The organism is Marinobacter sp. MMG032 (assembly GCF_040112695.1).
In the GTDB taxonomy this organism is placed as follows: Bacteria; Pseudomonadota; Gammaproteobacteria; order Pseudomonadales; family Oleiphilaceae; genus Marinobacter; species Marinobacter salsuginis.
In genome coordinates this window covers 1543916-1561245 of sequence record NZ_CP157802.1, presented here as the reverse complement: position 1 = coordinate 1561245, position 17330 = coordinate 1543916, and the positions used below count along the sequence as shown (strand labels likewise).

Below are 17330 nucleotides of genomic sequence, written 5' to 3'. Positions count from 1 at the left end.
CGGCGCGCAGGTGGCCGTGAGGGATGTGCTTGAGTCCAGCGACTGTAGTGCCTTGACAACCCCCCTATCTTTTTCGGCAACAGGGCTCAACGGCTGTAGCGCTGCGCTCAGTTGTGAATCCGTCACGGAGAACATCAGTGGCCCGGGTGGCAACACGGTTTTTTCGATTTCCAGCACGGGACAGTGTGGCAGTGGACCCGATCGGGCTGTGCGGATAATTGAGGTGCGTGTCAGATGAAGTGGATCCGAACCAACCGTCCGATATCCGGTTTTCTCGCTCTTCTGGTTTTAATGGCCTGGACCGCAGTTTCTGAGGCCGCCTGGTTCAATCCTGACTGGAATTACCGAAAGGCGATCCAGATCCAGGCCAGCCAGGTGGTGGGTGACCTGGCAGATTTTGCGGTCATGTTCAGGGCGACAGATGCCGATCTGGCCAGTTCCGCCCAAGCGGATGGAGACGATATCGTTTTTGCGCTTGAGGATGGGACCCAACTTGACCATGAGCTGGAACGCTATAACGGTTCTACCGGTGAGCTTGTGGCCTGGATCCGGATACCAAACCTGTCAGCATCCGCCAATACCAACCTGTATCTGTATTACGGCAATCCCGCAGCGGCAAACCAGTCGAATCCAGTTGGTGCCTGGGATAATGACTTTCAGATGGTTCACCACCTGGAAGAGTCAGGAGGTCGGCAGACCACTTTGGAGGATTCGACAGCCAACCTGAACGGCGGCGATCTGCTGGGACAGGGCAACAACTACCCGACGTATCTCAATAACGGGATCGTCGCCGGCGCAAGAGCGCACCCGGGGCAGTTCGCCAATGGGCAATCTGAAGACCCGGCGGTACGTTTTTTCGATTTCGGCGACCCTGGCTTATCGACAAGTTTCACGGCCGAAGCCTGGGCAAGGGTTTCCGGCAATCAGTCCGGAAACGATCATCATCCGATTCTCTGGAAAGGCAATGTCATTGGTTGGGGCGCCAACTACTTGTTCCGCATTGCCGTCAGGCAGAACAACGGTGTTACGTGGGGGGTGACCTGCGGCAACACCGAGGCGTGGTTCGATGGCGGTAGCGCCAGTAACGAGTGGGCTCACTACGCCATCAGTTTCGACGGGACCACGACCCGCGCTTACATCAACGGGCAACAGGTTGCATCCGATAACGACTGTGCCGGCAGAACCCTCAACGTAACCTCTCAGCCTTACAGATCCGGGTATGGCATCGTTCAGGGCAACGGTGAAACCATTCTGAATGGCGACGTTGATGAGATCCGGATCTCAACAGGGGCCCGGTCTGGCGGCTGGCTGAGAACCCACTACAACAATCTCTCTGATCCGGGGGCCTTTTTTGTTGTCGGTAATGAAGAGACGGGCGGCTTCTGCAGCACATTAACGGCCCTGTTTTGTGATGATTTCGAGCGCAGTTCTCTCGGACCGGATTGGTCTGTGGTGACATCGTCCGGCGGTGATGCGGGGATCAGTTCGCAAACCAGCAAGAGTCCCGTGCGTTCCCTGTTTACCTCGAGCGGCTTCGCCGAAGTCACGCTTGACCCTCTCGACCTTTCCGGCCTGACAACGGGCACCGTCTCCTATTGGTGGAGGCGGGGCGATGATGCCTTCAGTGAGGATCCCGATGGCAGCGAGGACCTGCGGGTCGAATATCTTGATGATGCCGGCAACTGGGAACTGATTGACCGATACCCCGGTAACGGAACCAGCGGTGAGTCGGGCGATGTTGTCTTCACACTGCCGCCCGATGCCTTTCATACCGACTTCCGCATACGTTTTGTTCAGGACTCAGGCAACAGCGGCAACTTCGATTTCTGGCACATCGACGATGTGGTAATTGATGGCTCTTCGTCACCGCTGACTTGTGCAGGTGATACCTTTGGTACGGGTACCCTGTCGCCGGATGACTGGATAACCAATGTATCCAGTGGCAGCTTCACGCCCGGTATTGTCAACGGTCGCCTGCGGATGACAGAGGCCGCTGGCAACCAGGCGACGGCCGCAACGTTCCAGAACCTGATTCCGGGAGCGGACAATTATGTGCGGCTTGAATTCGACTACTTTGCGTACGGTGGCAACGGGGCGGACGGCCTGACGGTTGTGCTGTCGGATGCGTCGGTTACCCCTCAGCCCGGGAGCTTCGGGGGGTCCCTTGGATATGCCCAACGCAACAATGGCGACCCCGGATTCGCGGGCGGTTGGCTGGGCATTGGCCTGGATGAATTCGGTAACTTTTCCAACGCCACTGAAGGGCGCGTGGGCGGTATTGGCTTTGTTCGTGATGCGGTTGCTATCCGTGGCGCTGCCCAGAGCAACTACCAGTACCTGGGAGGAACCGGTTCCCTGAACCCGGGAATCGACCAGCCAGGTAATAATCCAACGCCTCATCGGTACCGGATTATTGTGGACTCGAGAGGCGGTGTGGGGCCGATTGTTTCCGTCGAGCGGGATGTTTCGGGAACTGGTAATAATTTCCAGCAGCTTGTTCAACTGGACCTGAGCAGTTTCCCGAATCAACCGGTAACGCCTCAAAACTTCTACCTTTCTTTGACTGGTTCAACCGGTGGTTCCACCAACATCCACGAGCTGGATAATCTGCAACTTTGCGCTGAAAAGCTGAACCCGGTCGGTAAGCTGGTAGATCACTTCGAATTCGTGCATGACGGCACAGCACTGACGTGTCAGCCGGAAACGATCACGCTCAGAGCTTGTGAAAATGCCGATTGCAGTGTGCTTTTTACGGACCCGGTGGATGTAACACTCAATCCGTCGGGTTGGGTCGGCGGCGACAGTTTTTCATTCAGTGGCGGCCAGACCACTCGCCAGTTGCAGATTACTACAGCGGGAACTGCAAACCTGGGGATTGCATCTTCAAACCCTTCAACGAAGGCATTTACCCAGACCCTGTGTGACGATGGAAGTGGTAATGTTTCGACCGCAGCTTGTGAACTGCCTTTCCTTGATGCGGGGCTTGCCTTCGATGTACCGGATCTGACCTCGCACCGGCCAGCGACCTCAATCCAGGTGAGCGCCGTGCGGCGGGATAACCAGACTGGTGCGTGCGTTCCGGCTTTTGAGAATGTCCAGCGGGAGGTTCGTTTCTGGTCGACGTATGTTGATCCAGACCCCTCGGGGCGCCCGGAAAGCCGACCAGTTTTCGTTGAAAACGCGGCGGTTGGTTCCGGCCAGGCCAACGCGACGCCGATCAGTCTGCAGTTTGGTGCGGGCGGTATCGCAGAGGTGGGTGTTGTTTATCCTGACGCAGGCCTGATGAACCTGAATGCTCTCTACCTCGGCTCGGCAGCAACCGGCGACGACGGTTTACAAATGCCAGGCGCAGACAGTTTTGTCAGTGTTCCGGCTGGTTTTTGTGTGACATCCGCGGGTGATTGCCCGGCCGGAAACGCGACCTGTCCTGCATTCCGGAAAGCGGGACAGACGTTTGATCTTTCGATCACCGCTGTGGGTTGGGAGCAGAACGGCGATGGTGATCTGTGTCAGGGCAATCCGATTACGCCCAATTTCCGGTTACTGGATATACCCTTGTCTTCCAGCCTGGTTCAACCTGATGGCGGGGCACCCGGTTCAGTATCACCCGTCAGCTACTCCCACACCAGATCCTCCTCGGCAGAAGAGATTGTGGCAGCCGAGGTCTCAGAGGTCGGTGTTTTTCGCTTTGAAGCTTCGCCCGTGCCAGGAAGCTACCTCGGGCGAGACGTTCCCGGTGGGCAAAGTGTTCCAATCGGACGCTTTTACCCGGACCGCTTTCAGGTATCGGTCGATCCCGGCGAGTTTGAGGCCCAGTGTACGACGGGTTCAGCTTTTGTTTACACCGGACAGGCGTTCGAATGGCTGGTTACACCTTCTCTGACCATTGAGCCTTTGTCGGTGCAGGGAACCCGAACACGGAATTACACATTCACTGGATTCCAAAGGCTCGTCGCCTCCGATATCAATCGCTCGTATCCAACGTCCGATACTGCCGCTGTCGACACGGCTGGCGCGTTTATGGCGCTTTCGCCAACCGAGGTCGGCGGCAACCTCACGGATCCGGTGTCTTCGCTGGGTTCAGGGGTGATGCTTTATGATTTCTCGGCGTCGGACCGCTTCGTTTATAACAAGACCTCCGATTCCCGGATAGCGCCATTTGTGCCACAGCTTGAGTTTTCGGTGACCAGCCTGACTGACTCTGATGGTGTGGCAGCCGCCGCTGCACCATACCTGTTTACACCCGCGGCCGCTTTTGATGTCCGGTTTGGCCGATTCACTCTGGAGAACGTTTATGGCCCGGAAAATATCGGGTCGCTCGCAATGCCGTTCAGGCTTGAGTACTGGGATGGGGCAAGTTTCATGACCCACACAAATGATAGCTGCACGATCTGGAATACAACTGATTTGACCAATTCGGCAAATCACCATTCGCTCAGTGCCAGTGCGCCTTCAAGCGGCAACTTCTCCATGGGCGAGGCCACGCCGCTGGAACTCGTGCCCAACGGTACCCGTGGGACCGATTCTTTGGTCTGGAATGTCGACGCCTGGCTGGAGTTTGACTGGAATGATGATGGCGTTCTTGAGGATCCGCTTGGGCTGGCAACGTTCGGCGTCTATCGCGGCCACGACCGCGTGATCTACTGGCAGGAACGATAAAAAAGGGCAGGACGCGAGTCCTGCCCCAAAACATCAACGAACCCCGGCGGTTCGCCAATCGTCAGTCTTCCTCGTGTTCCGGATGATCCATCCCCAGCTCGTTGATTTTCCGGGTGAGCGTGTTCCGGCCCCATCCCAGCAGGATGGAGGCATCCCGTCGACGGCCACCGGTGTGCTTCAGGGCTGTTTCAATCATGATTTTCTCGAACTCGGGCACGGCCGTATCGAGAATTCCCTTCTTGCCACGCTTCAGTTCCTGTTCGGCCCAGTTTTTCAGGCCTTCCTGCCAGGTTGCTCCGGTGGTTGGTGTCTCGGCCTGGTGTAATAACTCGGGTGGCAAGTCATCAATGTGGATCTCGCGGCCGCTGGCCATCACTGTCAGCCATCGGCAGGTGTTCTCCAGCTGGCGGACGTTGCCGGGCCAGGGCAGGGTGGTCAGGTATTCTTCGGCCTCTTCGCGCAGGATCTTGGGCTCGACGGCCAGCTCTTTGGCCGCCCGTTTCAGGAAGTGCTGCATCAGGCGGGGGATGTCTTCCCGGCGCTCGGCGAGCTTGGGCAAGTGCACGCGAATGACGTTCAGGCGGTGGAACAGGTCTTCTCGGAAGGTGCCTGCCTGCACCAGTTTCTCCAGGTCCTGGTGGGTTGCCGCGATGATGCGCACATCCACCTTGATCGGGGTTGTGCCGCCTACCCGGTAGAATTCGCCATCGGCCAGAACCCGCAGGAGGCGGGTCTGAGTGTCAGCGGGCATATCCCCGATTTCGTCCAGGAACAGGGTGCCACCGTTGGCCTGTTCGAACCGGCCCTGGCGAGCGGCGCCAGCGCCGGTGAAGGCACCCTTTTCGTGGCCGAAGAGTTCGGATTCAATCAGGTCTTTGGGAATTGCAGCCATGTTCAGGGCAATGAAGGGATGGTTCGCCCGGGGGCTGTGGTTGTGCAGCGCCTGGGCCACCAGTTCCTTACCCGTGCCGCTTTCGCCGTTGATGAGGACCGTGATGTTGGAGTGCGAAAGCCGGCCAATAGCCCGGAAGACTTCCTGCATGGCAGGCGCTTCACCGATGATTTCGGCGTTGCGCTGGGACATTTCGGCCTGGGGTTCACCACTGGCACGCTTCTCATGGCTGTGGGCCACGGCGCGCTTGACCAGTGCGACCGCGTCATCCACATCGAACGGCTTGGGAAGGTATTCGAAGGCACCGGTCTGGTAGCTGGTTACGGCGCTCTCCAGATCCGAGTGCGCGGTCATGATGATGACAGGCACGTCCGGGTGAACGTCCACAATCTGGGACAGCAGGGTGATGCCGTCGACGCCGGGCATCCGGATATCGCTCACGATGGCGTCCGGCTGTTCGTGTTCCAGCCGCATCATGATGCTTTCACCACTGTCAAAAACTCGGGGCTGCATACCGGCCTGGTTAAGGGCGCGCTCCAGCACCCAGCGAATACTGCGGTCGTCGTCTATGATCCAGACGTTCGCCGGTTGGCTCATGGGGTGTCCTCCAGAGGCAGGAAGATGATGAAGTCGGTTCGGCCTGGTTCGCTTTCGCATTCGACCAGTCCACGGTGTTGGCCGATGATGCTCTGGGTAATGGAAAGGCCCAGGCCGGTGCCACTGGCACGGCCACTGATCATCGGATAGAAAATGTTCTGCACCAGCTCCGGCGGAATGCCGGGGCCGTTGTCGATAACGTCGACCCGGCACACGAGCCTGTGGCGTCGGTTGCCAATGGTGAACTGGCGCAGGGTGCGGGTACGGAACGTAATGGTCGGCGGCTCATCGGAACTGTGGCTCGCCTGGTTTTCGAAGGCTGCTTCCATGGCGTTCCGTGCGATGTTCAGGAACGCCTGAATCAGTTGTTCCTTGTCACCCTTGAACTCGGGAATGCTGGGGTCGTAATCCCGTTCAAAATTCAGTCGTCCCTTGCTTTCGGCCTCAAGCAAGGTGCCTACTCGTTCGAGGATTTCATGAATATTGGTCGGCGCCAGCTTCAATGCCTTGTTCGGGCCCAGCATCCGGTCCACAAGGCTCCGGAGCCGATCCGCCTCGTCGATGATGACCCGGGTGTATTCCCGTTGATCCTCACTGTTGAGTTCCCGATCAAGAAGCTGCGCCGCACCACGGATACCGCCAAGCGGGTTCTTGATCTCGTGGGCCATGCCGCGGACCAGAATGCGAGTGGTCTCCTGCTGGGAGATGATGTCTTCCTCACGACTGATCCGCATCAGCCTGTCTCTCGGCTGGATCTCGATCAGGAGTTCCGTCGGTTCCAGGCTGATGGGGGTGACGGAATAATCGACCGTAAGCCGGGAACCGCTGGTGAGGAGGAACTCGGCCTCGCGGCGAGTATAGGATTGTCCGTTCCGTACAGCGGCAAAAAGCGTTTTCAGGGCGTCTTCGGATTCCACCAGAATGTCCTGGAAGGGTTGGCCCTGACTGCGGGTCATGCTGGTTTCGAACAGGCTTTCGGCGGCGGGGTTGAGATACCGGATGCTGAGATTGTCCTCGAGCACCAGGACAGCGGTAGTGAGGCTGTCGAGAATGCTCTTGTATCCGGTTTGATGGGCCGAAGGCAGTGCCATGCGTGAATCCCGTTGGTTCGACATAGTGTGACCTCCGGAGTTTTGCAAAAAGCGAACCACTTTGAATCCGGTTCACGAATGAGTGGGCAAAGTGCGGGCAGAGGGGCTTATTGGCGCTGAAAAGTGCCGTAAGCTGGTGCAAATGGGAGAAATCCCTCTGACCAGTCCGGAAAATGCGCCCCGTTGCTGATCAGAGTATGGCTTTTTTCTGGTGCGTGCGCACCAAAATAGTGCGAATTGTTAGGCAGGTTTGGTTAGTTCAATGCGGAAGGGCGGTGAACGGTGAAGGTGATCGGTGAGCCGGTTTTCACCTGAACTCCGTTTTCATCCACGATGTGGACGCGGGCTTCATGGGTTCCACGGAAGACGTTGTTGACGGTGATCGAGCCAGAAGTACTCTGCCCGACTGGCTGCCCGTCCAGCGTTACTTCGTATTTGTGACCAGGTTGGAGCCCGGGTGTGCTACGGACCTCGAACTGTACGTCGCCGCTGCCACTATGGAACGCCTGATTGTTGTCCGGATAGGCGAACGAGACGCTTTCGTAAGCTGCGCCTTCCCGCTGCACTTCTTCGCGCAGCTTTTCGGTTTCCTGAACAACTTCTGGCTTGGGCAATGTGATGGTCGTGACTGGTTTGACCTGGACCGCTTCAGAGCCCTCGCTCGGCTCGTCAGAGTAGGTGACGTTGCCGTAGGCATCGACATTTCGGTAAACCTCGGCAGAGACGGGAACCGCCAGCAAAAAGAAAAGGCCGGCAACCAATCCAGACTTTGGATTCATAAGCTCACCTGTTATTGGGTTTCCTCGATTATCGGCGGCGCCCGGAGTCTTTTCAACGCCTGCAGAGCCTGATGTTGGTTACATATCGTTAAGGGCTCCAGGCACTGTGCGGCTGCTCACAAAAAAGCCCCGCACGAAGGCGGGGCTTGTCTGCTTTCCTCTAAAGCGAGGTGTTAGCAGGAGTAGTACAGGTCGAACTCGATCGGGTGAGTGGTCATATTCAGTTTCTCGACTTCACCGCGCTTCAGATCAACGTAGCCTGCGATCATGTCTTCGGTGAATACGCCACCACGAGTCAGGAACTCGTGATCTGCTTCCAGGCAGTCCAGGGCTTCGGACAGAGTCTCGGCCACGGTCGGAATGCTCAGGGCTTCTTCTTTCGGCAGGTCGTACAGATCCTTGTCCATGGCATCGCCAGGGTGGATCTTGTTCTGGATACCGTCAAGGCCAGCCATCATCAGCGCTGCAAACGCCAGGTACGGGTTAGCAGACGGATCAGGGAAGCGAACTTCGATACGACGCGCTTTCGGGCTGTTCACATACGGGATACGGATAGAGGCTGAACGGTTACGGGCAGAGTAGGCCAGCATAACCGGAGCTTCAAAGCCCGGAACCAGACGCTTGTACGAGTTGGTGGAGCTGTTGGTGAAGGCGTTGATGGCCTTGGCGTGCTTGATCACACCGCCGATGTAGTACAGAGCGGTTTCGCTCAGGCCAGCGTAGCTGTCACCGGCAAACAGGTTCTTGCCGTCTTTGCTCAGGGACATGTGAACGTGCATGCCGGAACCGTTATCGCCGACAACCGGCTTGGGCATAAAAGTGGCGGTCTTGCCGTAGGCGTGGGCCACGTTGTGCACGCAGTACTTCAGGATCTGAACTTCGTCTGCTTTGCGGGTCAGAGTGTTGGCGCCAACGCCGATTTCACACTGGCCAGCGGTGCCCACTTCGTGGTGGTGCACTTCGATTTCCAGTCCCATGGACTCCATGGCCGCACACATGGCGCCACGCAGGTCGTGGAGGCTGTCAACCGGCGGAACCGGGAAGTAACCGCCTTTTACGCCCGGGCGGTGACCGATGTTGTTGCGATCGAAATCTTCGCCGGAAACCCAGGCGGCTTCTTCAGAGTGGATGTGGTACATCGCACCCTGCATGTCGACGTTCCATTTTACGGAGTCAAACACGAAGAACTCGGGCTCGGGGCCGAACAGGGCGCCGTCTGCGATGCCGGTAGACTTGAGGTATTCCTCTGCGCGACGGGCAACGGAGCGTGGGTCACGCTCGTAACCCTGCATAGTAGAAGGCTCTACGATGTTGCAGGTGATGTTTACGGTGGTCTCTTCGGTGAACGGATCGAGTACGGAAGTCTCGTCGTCCGGCATCAGGATCATGTCGGATTCGTTGATGCCTTTCCAGCCCGCGATGGAGGAGCCGTCAAACATCTTGCCGTCTGCGAAAAAGTCTTCATCTACTTCGGTGGCAGGCAGTGTAACGTGCTGCTCTTTACCGCGGCTGTCAGTGAAGCGCAGGTCAACCCATTTGACTTCGTGTTCTTTGATCAAATCAACTGTCTTGGACATTGTGCATGCTCCGTAAGTTATACCGCACAGGCGGCTGTATTCATGTTCGTGGCGCCGGATCGCCCGGGTTATCGGGTTCCGATCTGTTTCTCAGGTTTGCGCAGCTTAGCAAATGCCGTTGCGTCTTACCTGTAAATTTCGGCTGATTTCGATAAAGCAAGGCGCTTGCCAATTTTTAGGGCATGCTCCAGAACGGCGCAACTGCAAGGGTTTGGGGCATATTAGAAGGAAATGATGCGCCCTCCACCGAAAACCTGCACCCAAATGGTGCACCTTGTTGGTGCATTTATGAGGTGGTCGCCCCAATGAGGTGCGCGCCCGCTGTATGAAGAATAGGCGTTTTTCTTCATATTAACGACACAGACTTTTCGCTATACTGCGCGCCGCTTCATTTTTTACCCTGTCATTTTCAGGTCCATGATCGGAAAGCACCGTGCAGGGTGCCGGGCAGCCAGCTCCGGTGAATGAGTTCATTTTACGGATTTGAGACGGCATGTGCTGGGATTCCCCCTGCGAACGACCTTCTCAGGTCATTGAGTGCATGCCGCAGGAATATTTTTGTGATTGAGAAACTTCGTAATATCGCCATTATCGCCCACGTTGACCATGGTAAAACCACGCTCGTAGACCAGCTTTTGCGCCAGTCAGGCACTTTGGAGCGCAAAGAGCTCGATAGCGAGCGGGTCATGGATTCCAATGATCAGGAAAAAGAGCGGGGCATCACCATCCTGGCGAAAAACACCGCTCTGAAATGGAATGGCTACGACATCAATATTGTCGACACACCGGGCCACGCAGATTTCGGCGGTGAAGTTGAGCGGGTCATGAGCATGGTGGATTGCGTGCTGCTGGTTGTTGATTCCATCGACGGCCCCATGCCCCAGACCCGCTTCGTTACCCAGAAGGCGTTTGCCGCGGGGCTGCGTCCGATCGTTGTGGTTAACAAGATCGATCGTCCTGGCGCCCGTCCGGATTGGGTTGTGGATCAGGTATTCGACCTTTTTGACAACCTGGGCGCGACCGATGAGCAGTTGGACTTCCCGATTGTGTACGCCAGCGCCCTGAACGGCATTGCCGGGCTGGATCACGAAAAGCTGGATGACAACATGGATGCCGTGTTCCAGGCGATTGTTGACCATGTCCCGGCACCCAATGTCGACCCGGACGGCCCGTTCCAAATGCAGATTTCCCAGCTGGATTACAACAGCTTCCTCGGCGTGATCGGCATCGGCCGTATCATGCGCGGCAAGATCAAAACCAATTCGCCGGTAACCGCTATTGGCGCCAACGGCAAAAAGCGCAACGGCCGAATCCTAAAGATCATGGGGCATTCCGGTCTGCAGCGTGTCGAGGTAGACGAAGCCCAGGCTGGCGACATCGTCTGTGTCAGCGGTATGGATGAGCTGTTCATCTCCGACACCCTTTGTGACCAGGCCAACGTTGAAGCGCTGCCAGCACTGACGGTGGATGAGCCGACTGTATCCATGACCTTCCAGGTCAACGATTCGCCGTTTGCCGGCAAGGAAGGCAAGTACGTTACCAGCCGGAACATCAAGGAGCGTCTGGAAAAAGAACTGCTGCATAACGTTGCGCTGCGTGTTGAGGAAGGCGACTCTGCCGACAAGTTCAAGGTGTCCGGTCGTGGCGAATTGCACCTCTCAGTTCTGATCGAGAACATGCGACGCGAAAACTTTGAGTTGGCCGTTGGCCGCCCCGAAGTGGTTATCAAGGAAGTGGATGGCGAAAAGCAGGAGCCGTACGAGAACGTCATCGTGGATATCGAAGAGCAGCACCAGGGTGCTGTCATGGAGCAAATGGGGCTGCGCAAGGGCGACCTGACCAACATGGTGCCGGATGGCAAGGGCCGCATGCGTCTGGATTACACCATTCCCGCTCGCGGCCTGATTGGTTTCCGGAATACCTTCCTGACCATGACCTCAGGTACTGGCATCCTTACGTCCACGTTCAGCCACTATGGCCCGATCAAGGTTGGGGACGTTACCAGCCGCCAGAACGGCGTCATTGTGTCGATGGCTACGGGTACCGCGCTGACCTACTCGCTGGAAACCCTGCAGAGCCGCGGCAAGCTGTTCCTGGATCCGGGTCAGGAGATCTATGAAGGGCAACTGTGTGGTATTCATAGCCGGGACAATGACCTGGTGGTGAACCCCACCAAAGCCAAAAAGCTCGACAACATGCGTGCCTCCGGCAAGGATGAAGTCATCGGCCTGGTGCCCCCCATCAAGTTCACGCTTGAGCAGGCGTTGGAGTTTATTGACGACGATGAGCTGGTGGAAGTGACGCCGAAGTCCATCCGGCTGCGCAAGAAGCTTCTGACCGAGAACGAGCGTAAGCGCGCCAGCAAGAAGTAACGTCTTTAATGGGGTCAGATGAAAGTCTTCATCTGACCCCATTTCCTTTTGTACTCCCCTCTACGGAATGCCTCTTTCTTTTCGCTTAAGCTAAACTCCGGGTAAATCCTTTAAACGGAGCGCTTCATGCTCAGCCTGTACCCGGAAATCAAGCCCAACGCCCAGCACCGTATTGCCGTTGATCCACCTCATGAACTCTACGTTGAAGAAAGTGGAAACCCCGACGGGATGCCGGTTCTCGTTGTTCATGGTGGCCCGGGGGGTGGGTGCGAGGACTATCACCGGCGGTTTTTCGATGCCGAGCGGTTCCGGATTATTCTTATGGATCAGCGCGGTGCCGGCCGTTCCACGCCGCTAGCAGAGCTCGAGGGTAACAGCACCGACAAGCTGGTTGAGGATATGGAGGCGATACGCTCGTTCCTCGGTATCGATAAGTGGCTTCTGTTCGGCGGCAGTTGGGGGTCGACCCTTAGCCTTGTTTACGCCCAGTCACATCCGGAACGAGTGTCCGGGCTGGTTCTGCGTGGCATATTTCTCTGTCGTCCCCGCGATATTCAGTGGTTCTACCAGGAAGGGGCCAGCCGCGTGTTTCCGGACTACTGGTCTGACTTCGAGGCGCAAATTCCGGAAGTCGAGCGCGATAACATGGTGGCAGCCTATTACCGAAAATTGACCAGTACCAACGAGCTGGAGCAGATCCAGGCGGCTAAGGCATGGTCAATCTGGGAGGGTAGGTGTGCAACCCTGCATCCGAACCCCAGGGTAGTTGAGCATTTCGGCCATCCCCATGTAGCCATCGCGCTGGCCCGTATCGAATGCCACTATTTCATGAACGCCGCCTTTCTTGAGCCCGACCAGATCCTTCGCAATGCGCACCGTCTGGCGGACATTCCCGGGATTATCGTACACGGACGCTACGATATGGTTTGTCCTCTGGATAATGCCCAGGCGCTCAGTAAGGCCTGGCCCGAGGCAGAATTCCAGATCATTCGGGATGCGGGCCACTCTGCATCGGAGCCAGCTATTGTCGATGCACTCATTCGCGGTGTTGAGTCCGTTGTCGCGAAAACTGAAAAAAGTGCTGGCTGAATTGCGTTTTGAGGGTTGCGGCCGGTAATTGGCATGGATACACTCTTGCCCGATCTTAATTTTTGCCTGTTCAATCGTCCTCAAGGCAGTTGATGAAAGGATTGATCCAGCGAGTTTCGCAAGCCAGTGTTACCGTGGGCGGTGAGCAGATAGCCTCGATCGACAAAGGCCTTTTGCTGTTGCTGGGCGTCGAGAAAGGAGATAGCGAGCGCGAGGCAAGGGAACTTTGCCGAAAAATCCTCACTTACCGTGTGTTTCCCGATGACGCAGGGCGGATGAATCGCAGCCTGCTGGATATCGGTGGTTCCCTCCTTGTTGTTCCACAGTTCACTTTGGCGGCCGATACGTCTTCCGGAACCAGGCCCGGTTTTTCCCTGGCTGCGGGGCCGGATGACGCCAACAGACTTTATGAATCGTTTGTGGCAGACGCAATTTCACGCCTGGGGCCGGATAGAGTAGGGGAAGGAAGGTTTGGCGCGGATATGAAGGTTGGGTTAACGAATGATGGGCCTGTCACCTTCATGCTTGAGAATAGACAAAGGTGTGAATAGGTAGTTGCACTAGTATTGTGCGCAGGCCGCCATGCTGGCCTGCAATGGTGCGAAATTACCATCAGAGACTTTGTGTGTGCGCAGTTTTAAGGGGGCAAGCTGCTGTTAATAAAGAGTTAATGGTAATCTGGCCTCGGATTTGAAATATAACTGCAACGGAGCTCCTGAGCGCCAAATCGCATAAATAATTGCGTTTCTGGTGCCAAAAGAGCTAAAAATGCAGCGCAGTTAATTTGCAAAATGAGAATGATTGTATTAAAACAGTTTCATCATTCAGGACTTTAAGAAGATCCTGTAAGTGTTTGAGCTGTATAGATCTGGAATCTTTCAGATTTATCCGAAGAAGAAGAAAAGTTACTTGTGTGTCATCAAACTGACACAAGGGTAATGCAGAATCGGCCTCATCCAGCCTGACTGGTGAAGCCTTACAAAATCGGGATAAGAACCCGTCGCTAAAACCTGAGTTAACTCAAAAAGGAAGACGCAACATGAAAAAAACGCTCATCGCATCTGCTATTGCAGCCGCTACCTTCTCTGGCAGTGTTTTCGCACAGGCTGAAATGTCAGCTTCCGAACTGGCGGCCAAGATGGACTCCATGCCGTCTGTATACGGCAACATCCAGTACGTGCTGAAGCACACCAACGTTGACGGCGGTGGCTCCGAGGTTGAGCACGCTGACAACGGTTCCACTCTGGGCGTTAAGCACGATCACGAAATCGCTCCGGGCATCACTGGCTTCTTCAAGCTGGAGCTTGAAGGCATCAACGCTGACGACAAGTCCAGCAGCAACGGTATCGACGCTCTTGACGAAGCCTACGTAGGTGTTAAGGGTGATAGCTTCGGTCAGATCTGGGTCGGCTCTGACGATTCTGTCTACGAAAGTGCCATCGTAAAGATTGGTAACTTCCACGAAGTGGGTTCCGACATTTTCGGTAACTACTCCACTGGTGAAGGTGACCTGGTCCAGTACATGTCTCCGTCTTTCGGCGGTCTGACTGTTTCTGCAGCTGTTCAGGTTAACGGCGATAGCGACACCAAGGGCGGCGCGGACAAATCTTACCCGTACCAGCTGGTTGCGACCTACGCTGTAGACGCTCTTGAAGTGTCTGTTGGTATGGACTCCAACGACGGCGGCGCTGCAGCCGACAACAACGAAAACAGCTACGGTCTGACAGCGACCTACAGCGCTGGCGACTTCAGCGTGATTGGTGAATACCAGACCCGCAAAGACGTAAACGACATCGTTGGCGTAATGGGTGTGTACACCATGGGCGCGAACCAGTTCGCTCTGTCTTACCAGATGCTGGACGACGATGCTTCTGGCGACAAGAAAGACACCGTAATCCTGCAGGCTCTGCACAACGTGTCTGATCACATGTACGTTTACTTCGAAGGCTACCTGTCTGGTTCAGACGCAGCTAACGAGTACAGCCTGGAAGGCGCCTCTGGCGACGAGCAGTCCATCGCTTCAGTTGGTGCTGTTTACTACTTCTGATCAGCCAACCGGCTAATCCTGTAGTATGAAAACCGGCGACCCTTGGGTCGCCGGTTTTTGCGTTTATGAACATGAGAAAAGGTCGTGGAAATGGCAACCGAACTGGAAATCAAGCTCAGTGTATCTGAAGCTGCCCAGGCGCAGGCTTTGCAGTGGCTCTCAGCCCGCCCCGAGGTTCTACCTGGAAAAACCAAATCCCTGGTCAATCGCTATTTCGACACGCCAAAAGCCGATTTGAATCGCGCCAAAGCAGCTTTGAGAATCCGCAAAGCCGGTGATGACTACATCCAAACTCTGAAAACCCGGGGTGAATTTGTCGATGGCGCCCACCGGCGCGAAGAGTGGGAGTGGCCGGTATCCGGCCCGGATCTGGATTTGTCGTTTCTGGAGGACACACCGCTGAGTACCGATCTGGATCTCGGCAGTCTGCGGGTAGTGTTTGAAACCAACTTCCAGCGTAACGTGCTCTGGTTGGAAGAGGGGCAGAGTGTCATCGAGATCGCCCTCGATTCTGGCAGTGTGGCTGGCAATGAAGCCAGGTGGCCACTGCACGAGGTGGAGTTTGAGCTGAAAAGCGGTGACGGCAGGCACTTGGTCGCTTGGGCACTTGAGCTGGCCCGAGAAGTTCCCGTTTTTCTGAATCTTATCAGCAAGGCCGAGCAGGGGTATTTTCTTGCGGGCCTCTATCGCCCGGAGATTGTTTGCAATACTGAGCCGCTAACCGTAACCGAGTTCCTTCAGGCGTTGGGGAGCTGTTGGCTGCTTGACGAGCCTTTCCCTGCAGACCAATTGGATCTTTCGAAAGTAGCAAATGTAGCTGCTGCCGCGGGGTGCGGGGAGCTTTGGGAGCATGTGGTCGCTGAGCTGGCTCGCGGATCGACGGTTCGTAGTCTTTCCGAAAACGCTACAGAGCTGGGTGTTCTCCAGTTGCAGCTGGCTAGTTCAGGGCTGTAGCTGGCGGATTGTGGAGTCCGGTGGTTTCTAGTCGGGAGACTTGTTTTTTTCTGGCTCTGCTTCGCCCGTTTCCTGCGCGGCGGAGTGGGCTCGCCACTGCTTCAGGAAAACCCGGTATCGCTCCAGGGCTTCCTCCACTACTGACACCTCTGGTGTGTCAGCGGACTTAACAAGCACAATCAATCCCTTGCCTTCAATTTCCTCGTTGGTCGGCGGATGACATATGACTTCATTGTCGTCATCAATGTAAGCGAGCGCAGTCCCTATGCCATGACGGACCAGGGCGCTGACTATGTCCGCCCAGTTCAGGTCGTCCAGCTTCAGCTCGTACCGATGGGGATGATCGTGCTCGTAGTTGAACAGGTCCTCCAGAACCTTTTCCGAGCCGGGGGCAACCACTGAACGCACCATGATTTCCGGATAAGTTCGAACAGGGCGGATGATGGTCCTCACACCGAGCGCCTTGAAGCGTCCCCGGTTCTGGTCGTTGACGCATTCGACAATGGTGTGACTGCCGAGATTCAGCTCTGTCAATCGATGAGCGATGTCGAAAGTCAGGCTATCTGAATAGGGATCGGCTTCGTCTGCCGCGAGCACGATGATATGTCTGGCACTGCCGGCGTGAACTGCTTTTAGCGCCTCGGGGTCGAACCCTGCACCGTGATGGTGCACGACTCCGATGTCGGAAAGTTCTGTGGGCAGTCCCATCGGAAACTGGCGAGTCAGTATCATGATAGGAATGGTTTCATAGCCCGGGATTTCCCGAATCTGGGAAGCAAACCTCATGAAATACTGCTCGCCCCCGTGCTGGGGCGTGTTAACAATAATGATGTGGTCATTCATTTTATAGATCCACCTTCCTGTGAGAATCCGTTCCCGTCGATAGAACCGGTACTCGATATAGTCGCTGACGATCAGTGTTAGCAATGTAATTGAGGTAATAAACATCAGCACAATGGTGCTGAACCGACCGATCATGGTCTGGGGCGCATAGTCGCCATAGCCAACGGTGACCAGTGTGGTCATTGTCAGCCAGGCAGCTTCAAATAATGAAAGGTCTTCGGCTGCCCAGATGATCAGAACCTGTACCGAAAGCAGCACGCCCAGTATTGCGAACAGGCGCTTCATCCGGCTCCGAATCAGGCCGCCCATGGGCAGATGGGTTTCCTGATGTTCCGGATTCAGTGGGCGGCGGTTTCGTTGCATCCGTGTCGGCGGCCTGTTCAGTTGCGGGGAAGTTCGTTATACAGTACCGGAAATATAACAGAGAGAC

The 17330-nt window shown here is 56.0% G+C and carries 11 protein-coding genes; 6 read left to right on the top strand and 5 right to left on the bottom strand.

Translation table 11 applies throughout. The features are described from left to right. Positions 1-234: 234 nt before the first annotated feature. Complete coding sequence (locus tag ABNF92_RS07150; RefSeq protein WP_349343829.1) at positions 235-4659, top strand: DUF2341 domain-containing protein; 4425 nt, start codon at positions 235-237, stop codon at positions 4657-4659. A 61-nt stretch (positions 4660-4720) separates the two neighbouring features. Here ABNF92_RS07150 and ntrC read toward each other — a convergent pair whose 3' ends face one another. From ntrC to glnA, 4 genes are all read right to left on the bottom strand, one after another. After that, a complete protein-coding gene (ntrC, locus tag ABNF92_RS07145) occupies positions 4721-6148 on the bottom strand; it encodes a nitrogen regulation protein NR(I) (RefSeq protein ID WP_153634797.1) in 1428 nt (475 codons plus the stop codon). After that, on the bottom strand, positions 6145-7239 hold the full coding sequence (gene glnL, locus ABNF92_RS07140; protein ID WP_069185105.1) for a nitrogen regulation protein NR(II): 1095 nt from the start codon (positions 7237-7239) through the stop codon (positions 6145-6147). Before glnL ends, ntrC begins: the two co-directional genes overlap by 4 nt. Positions 7240-7493: 254 nt before the next feature. Continuing rightward, positions 7494-8018, bottom strand: a complete 525-nt coding sequence (locus ABNF92_RS07135) for a DUF4124 domain-containing protein (RefSeq protein ID WP_069185106.1) — start codon at positions 8016-8018, stop codon at positions 7494-7496. Positions 8019-8191: 173 nt separating this feature from the next. Then, positions 8192-9595: a glutamate--ammonia ligase gene (glnA, locus tag ABNF92_RS07130; protein WP_069185107.1), complete on the bottom strand. Its 1404-nt coding sequence runs from the start codon at positions 9593-9595 to the stop codon at positions 8192-8194. Positions 9596-10155: 560 nt separating this feature from the next. Between glnA and typA the strand changes: the two genes are divergently transcribed. From typA to ABNF92_RS07105, 5 genes are all read left to right on the top strand, one after another. Further along, positions 10156-11967 carry a translational GTPase TypA gene (typA, locus tag ABNF92_RS07125; protein ID WP_069185108.1) on the top strand — a complete coding sequence of 604 codons (1812 nt, stop codon included), beginning with the start codon at positions 10156-10158 and terminating at the stop codon, positions 11965-11967. Between the two features lie 126 nt (positions 11968-12093). Continuing rightward, the gene (gene pip, locus ABNF92_RS07120; RefSeq protein WP_349343828.1) at positions 12094-13056 is read left to right on the top strand and encodes a prolyl aminopeptidase; all 963 of its coding nucleotides are present in this window, start codon (positions 12094-12096) and stop codon (positions 13054-13056) included. A gap of 92 nt (positions 13057-13148) precedes the next feature. Continuing rightward, positions 13149-13607: a D-aminoacyl-tRNA deacylase gene (gene dtd, locus ABNF92_RS07115; RefSeq protein ID WP_069185110.1), complete on the top strand. Its 459-nt coding sequence runs from the start codon at positions 13149-13151 to the stop codon at positions 13605-13607. A 488-nt stretch (positions 13608-14095) separates the two neighbouring features. Beyond that, positions 14096-15103 (top strand): porin, encoded by a 1008-nt coding sequence (locus tag ABNF92_RS07110; protein WP_291909296.1) that lies wholly within the window; start codon positions 14096-14098, stop codon positions 15101-15103. Between the two features lie 90 nt (positions 15104-15193). Beyond that, positions 15194-16057: a CYTH domain-containing protein gene (locus ABNF92_RS07105; protein WP_349343827.1), complete on the top strand. Its 864-nt coding sequence runs from the start codon at positions 15194-15196 to the stop codon at positions 16055-16057. 27 nt (positions 16058-16084) lie between these two features. Here the strand turns inward: ABNF92_RS07105 and ABNF92_RS07100 are convergent, their stop codons facing one another. After that, a complete protein-coding gene (locus tag ABNF92_RS07100) occupies positions 16085-17263 on the bottom strand; it encodes a potassium channel family protein (protein WP_291909300.1) in 1179 nt (392 codons plus the stop codon). Between the last annotated feature and the right edge of the window lie 67 nt (positions 17264-17330).

Coding starts and splice junctions, on each gene's coding strand:
- ABNF92_RS07150 (WP_349343829.1), top strand. CDS start 235: ATGAAGTGGATCCGAACCAACCGTCCGATATCCGGTTTTCTCGCTCTT.
- ntrC (WP_153634797.1), bottom strand. CDS start 6,148: ATGAGCCAACCGGCGAACGTCTGGATCATAGACGACGACCGCAGTATT.
- glnL (WP_069185105.1), bottom strand. CDS start 7,239: ATGGCACTGCCTTCGGCCCATCAAACCGGATACAAGAGCATTCTCGAC.
- ABNF92_RS07135 (WP_069185106.1), bottom strand. CDS start 8,018: ATGAATCCAAAGTCTGGATTGGTTGCCGGCCTTTTCTTTTTGCTGGCG.
- glnA (WP_069185107.1), bottom strand. CDS start 9,595: ATGTCCAAGACAGTTGATTTGATCAAAGAACACGAAGTCAAATGGGTT.
- pip (WP_349343828.1), top strand. CDS start 12,094: ATGCTCAGCCTGTACCCGGAAATCAAGCCCAACGCCCAGCACCGTATT.
- dtd (WP_069185110.1), top strand. CDS start 13,149: ATGAAAGGATTGATCCAGCGAGTTTCGCAAGCCAGTGTTACCGTGGGC.
- ABNF92_RS07110 (WP_291909296.1), top strand. CDS start 14,096: ATGAAAAAAACGCTCATCGCATCTGCTATTGCAGCCGCTACCTTCTCT.
- ABNF92_RS07105 (WP_349343827.1), top strand. CDS start 15,194: ATGGCAACCGAACTGGAAATCAAGCTCAGTGTATCTGAAGCTGCCCAG.
- ABNF92_RS07100 (WP_291909300.1), bottom strand. CDS start 17,263: ATGCAACGAAACCGCCGCCCACTGAATCCGGAACATCAGGAAACCCAT.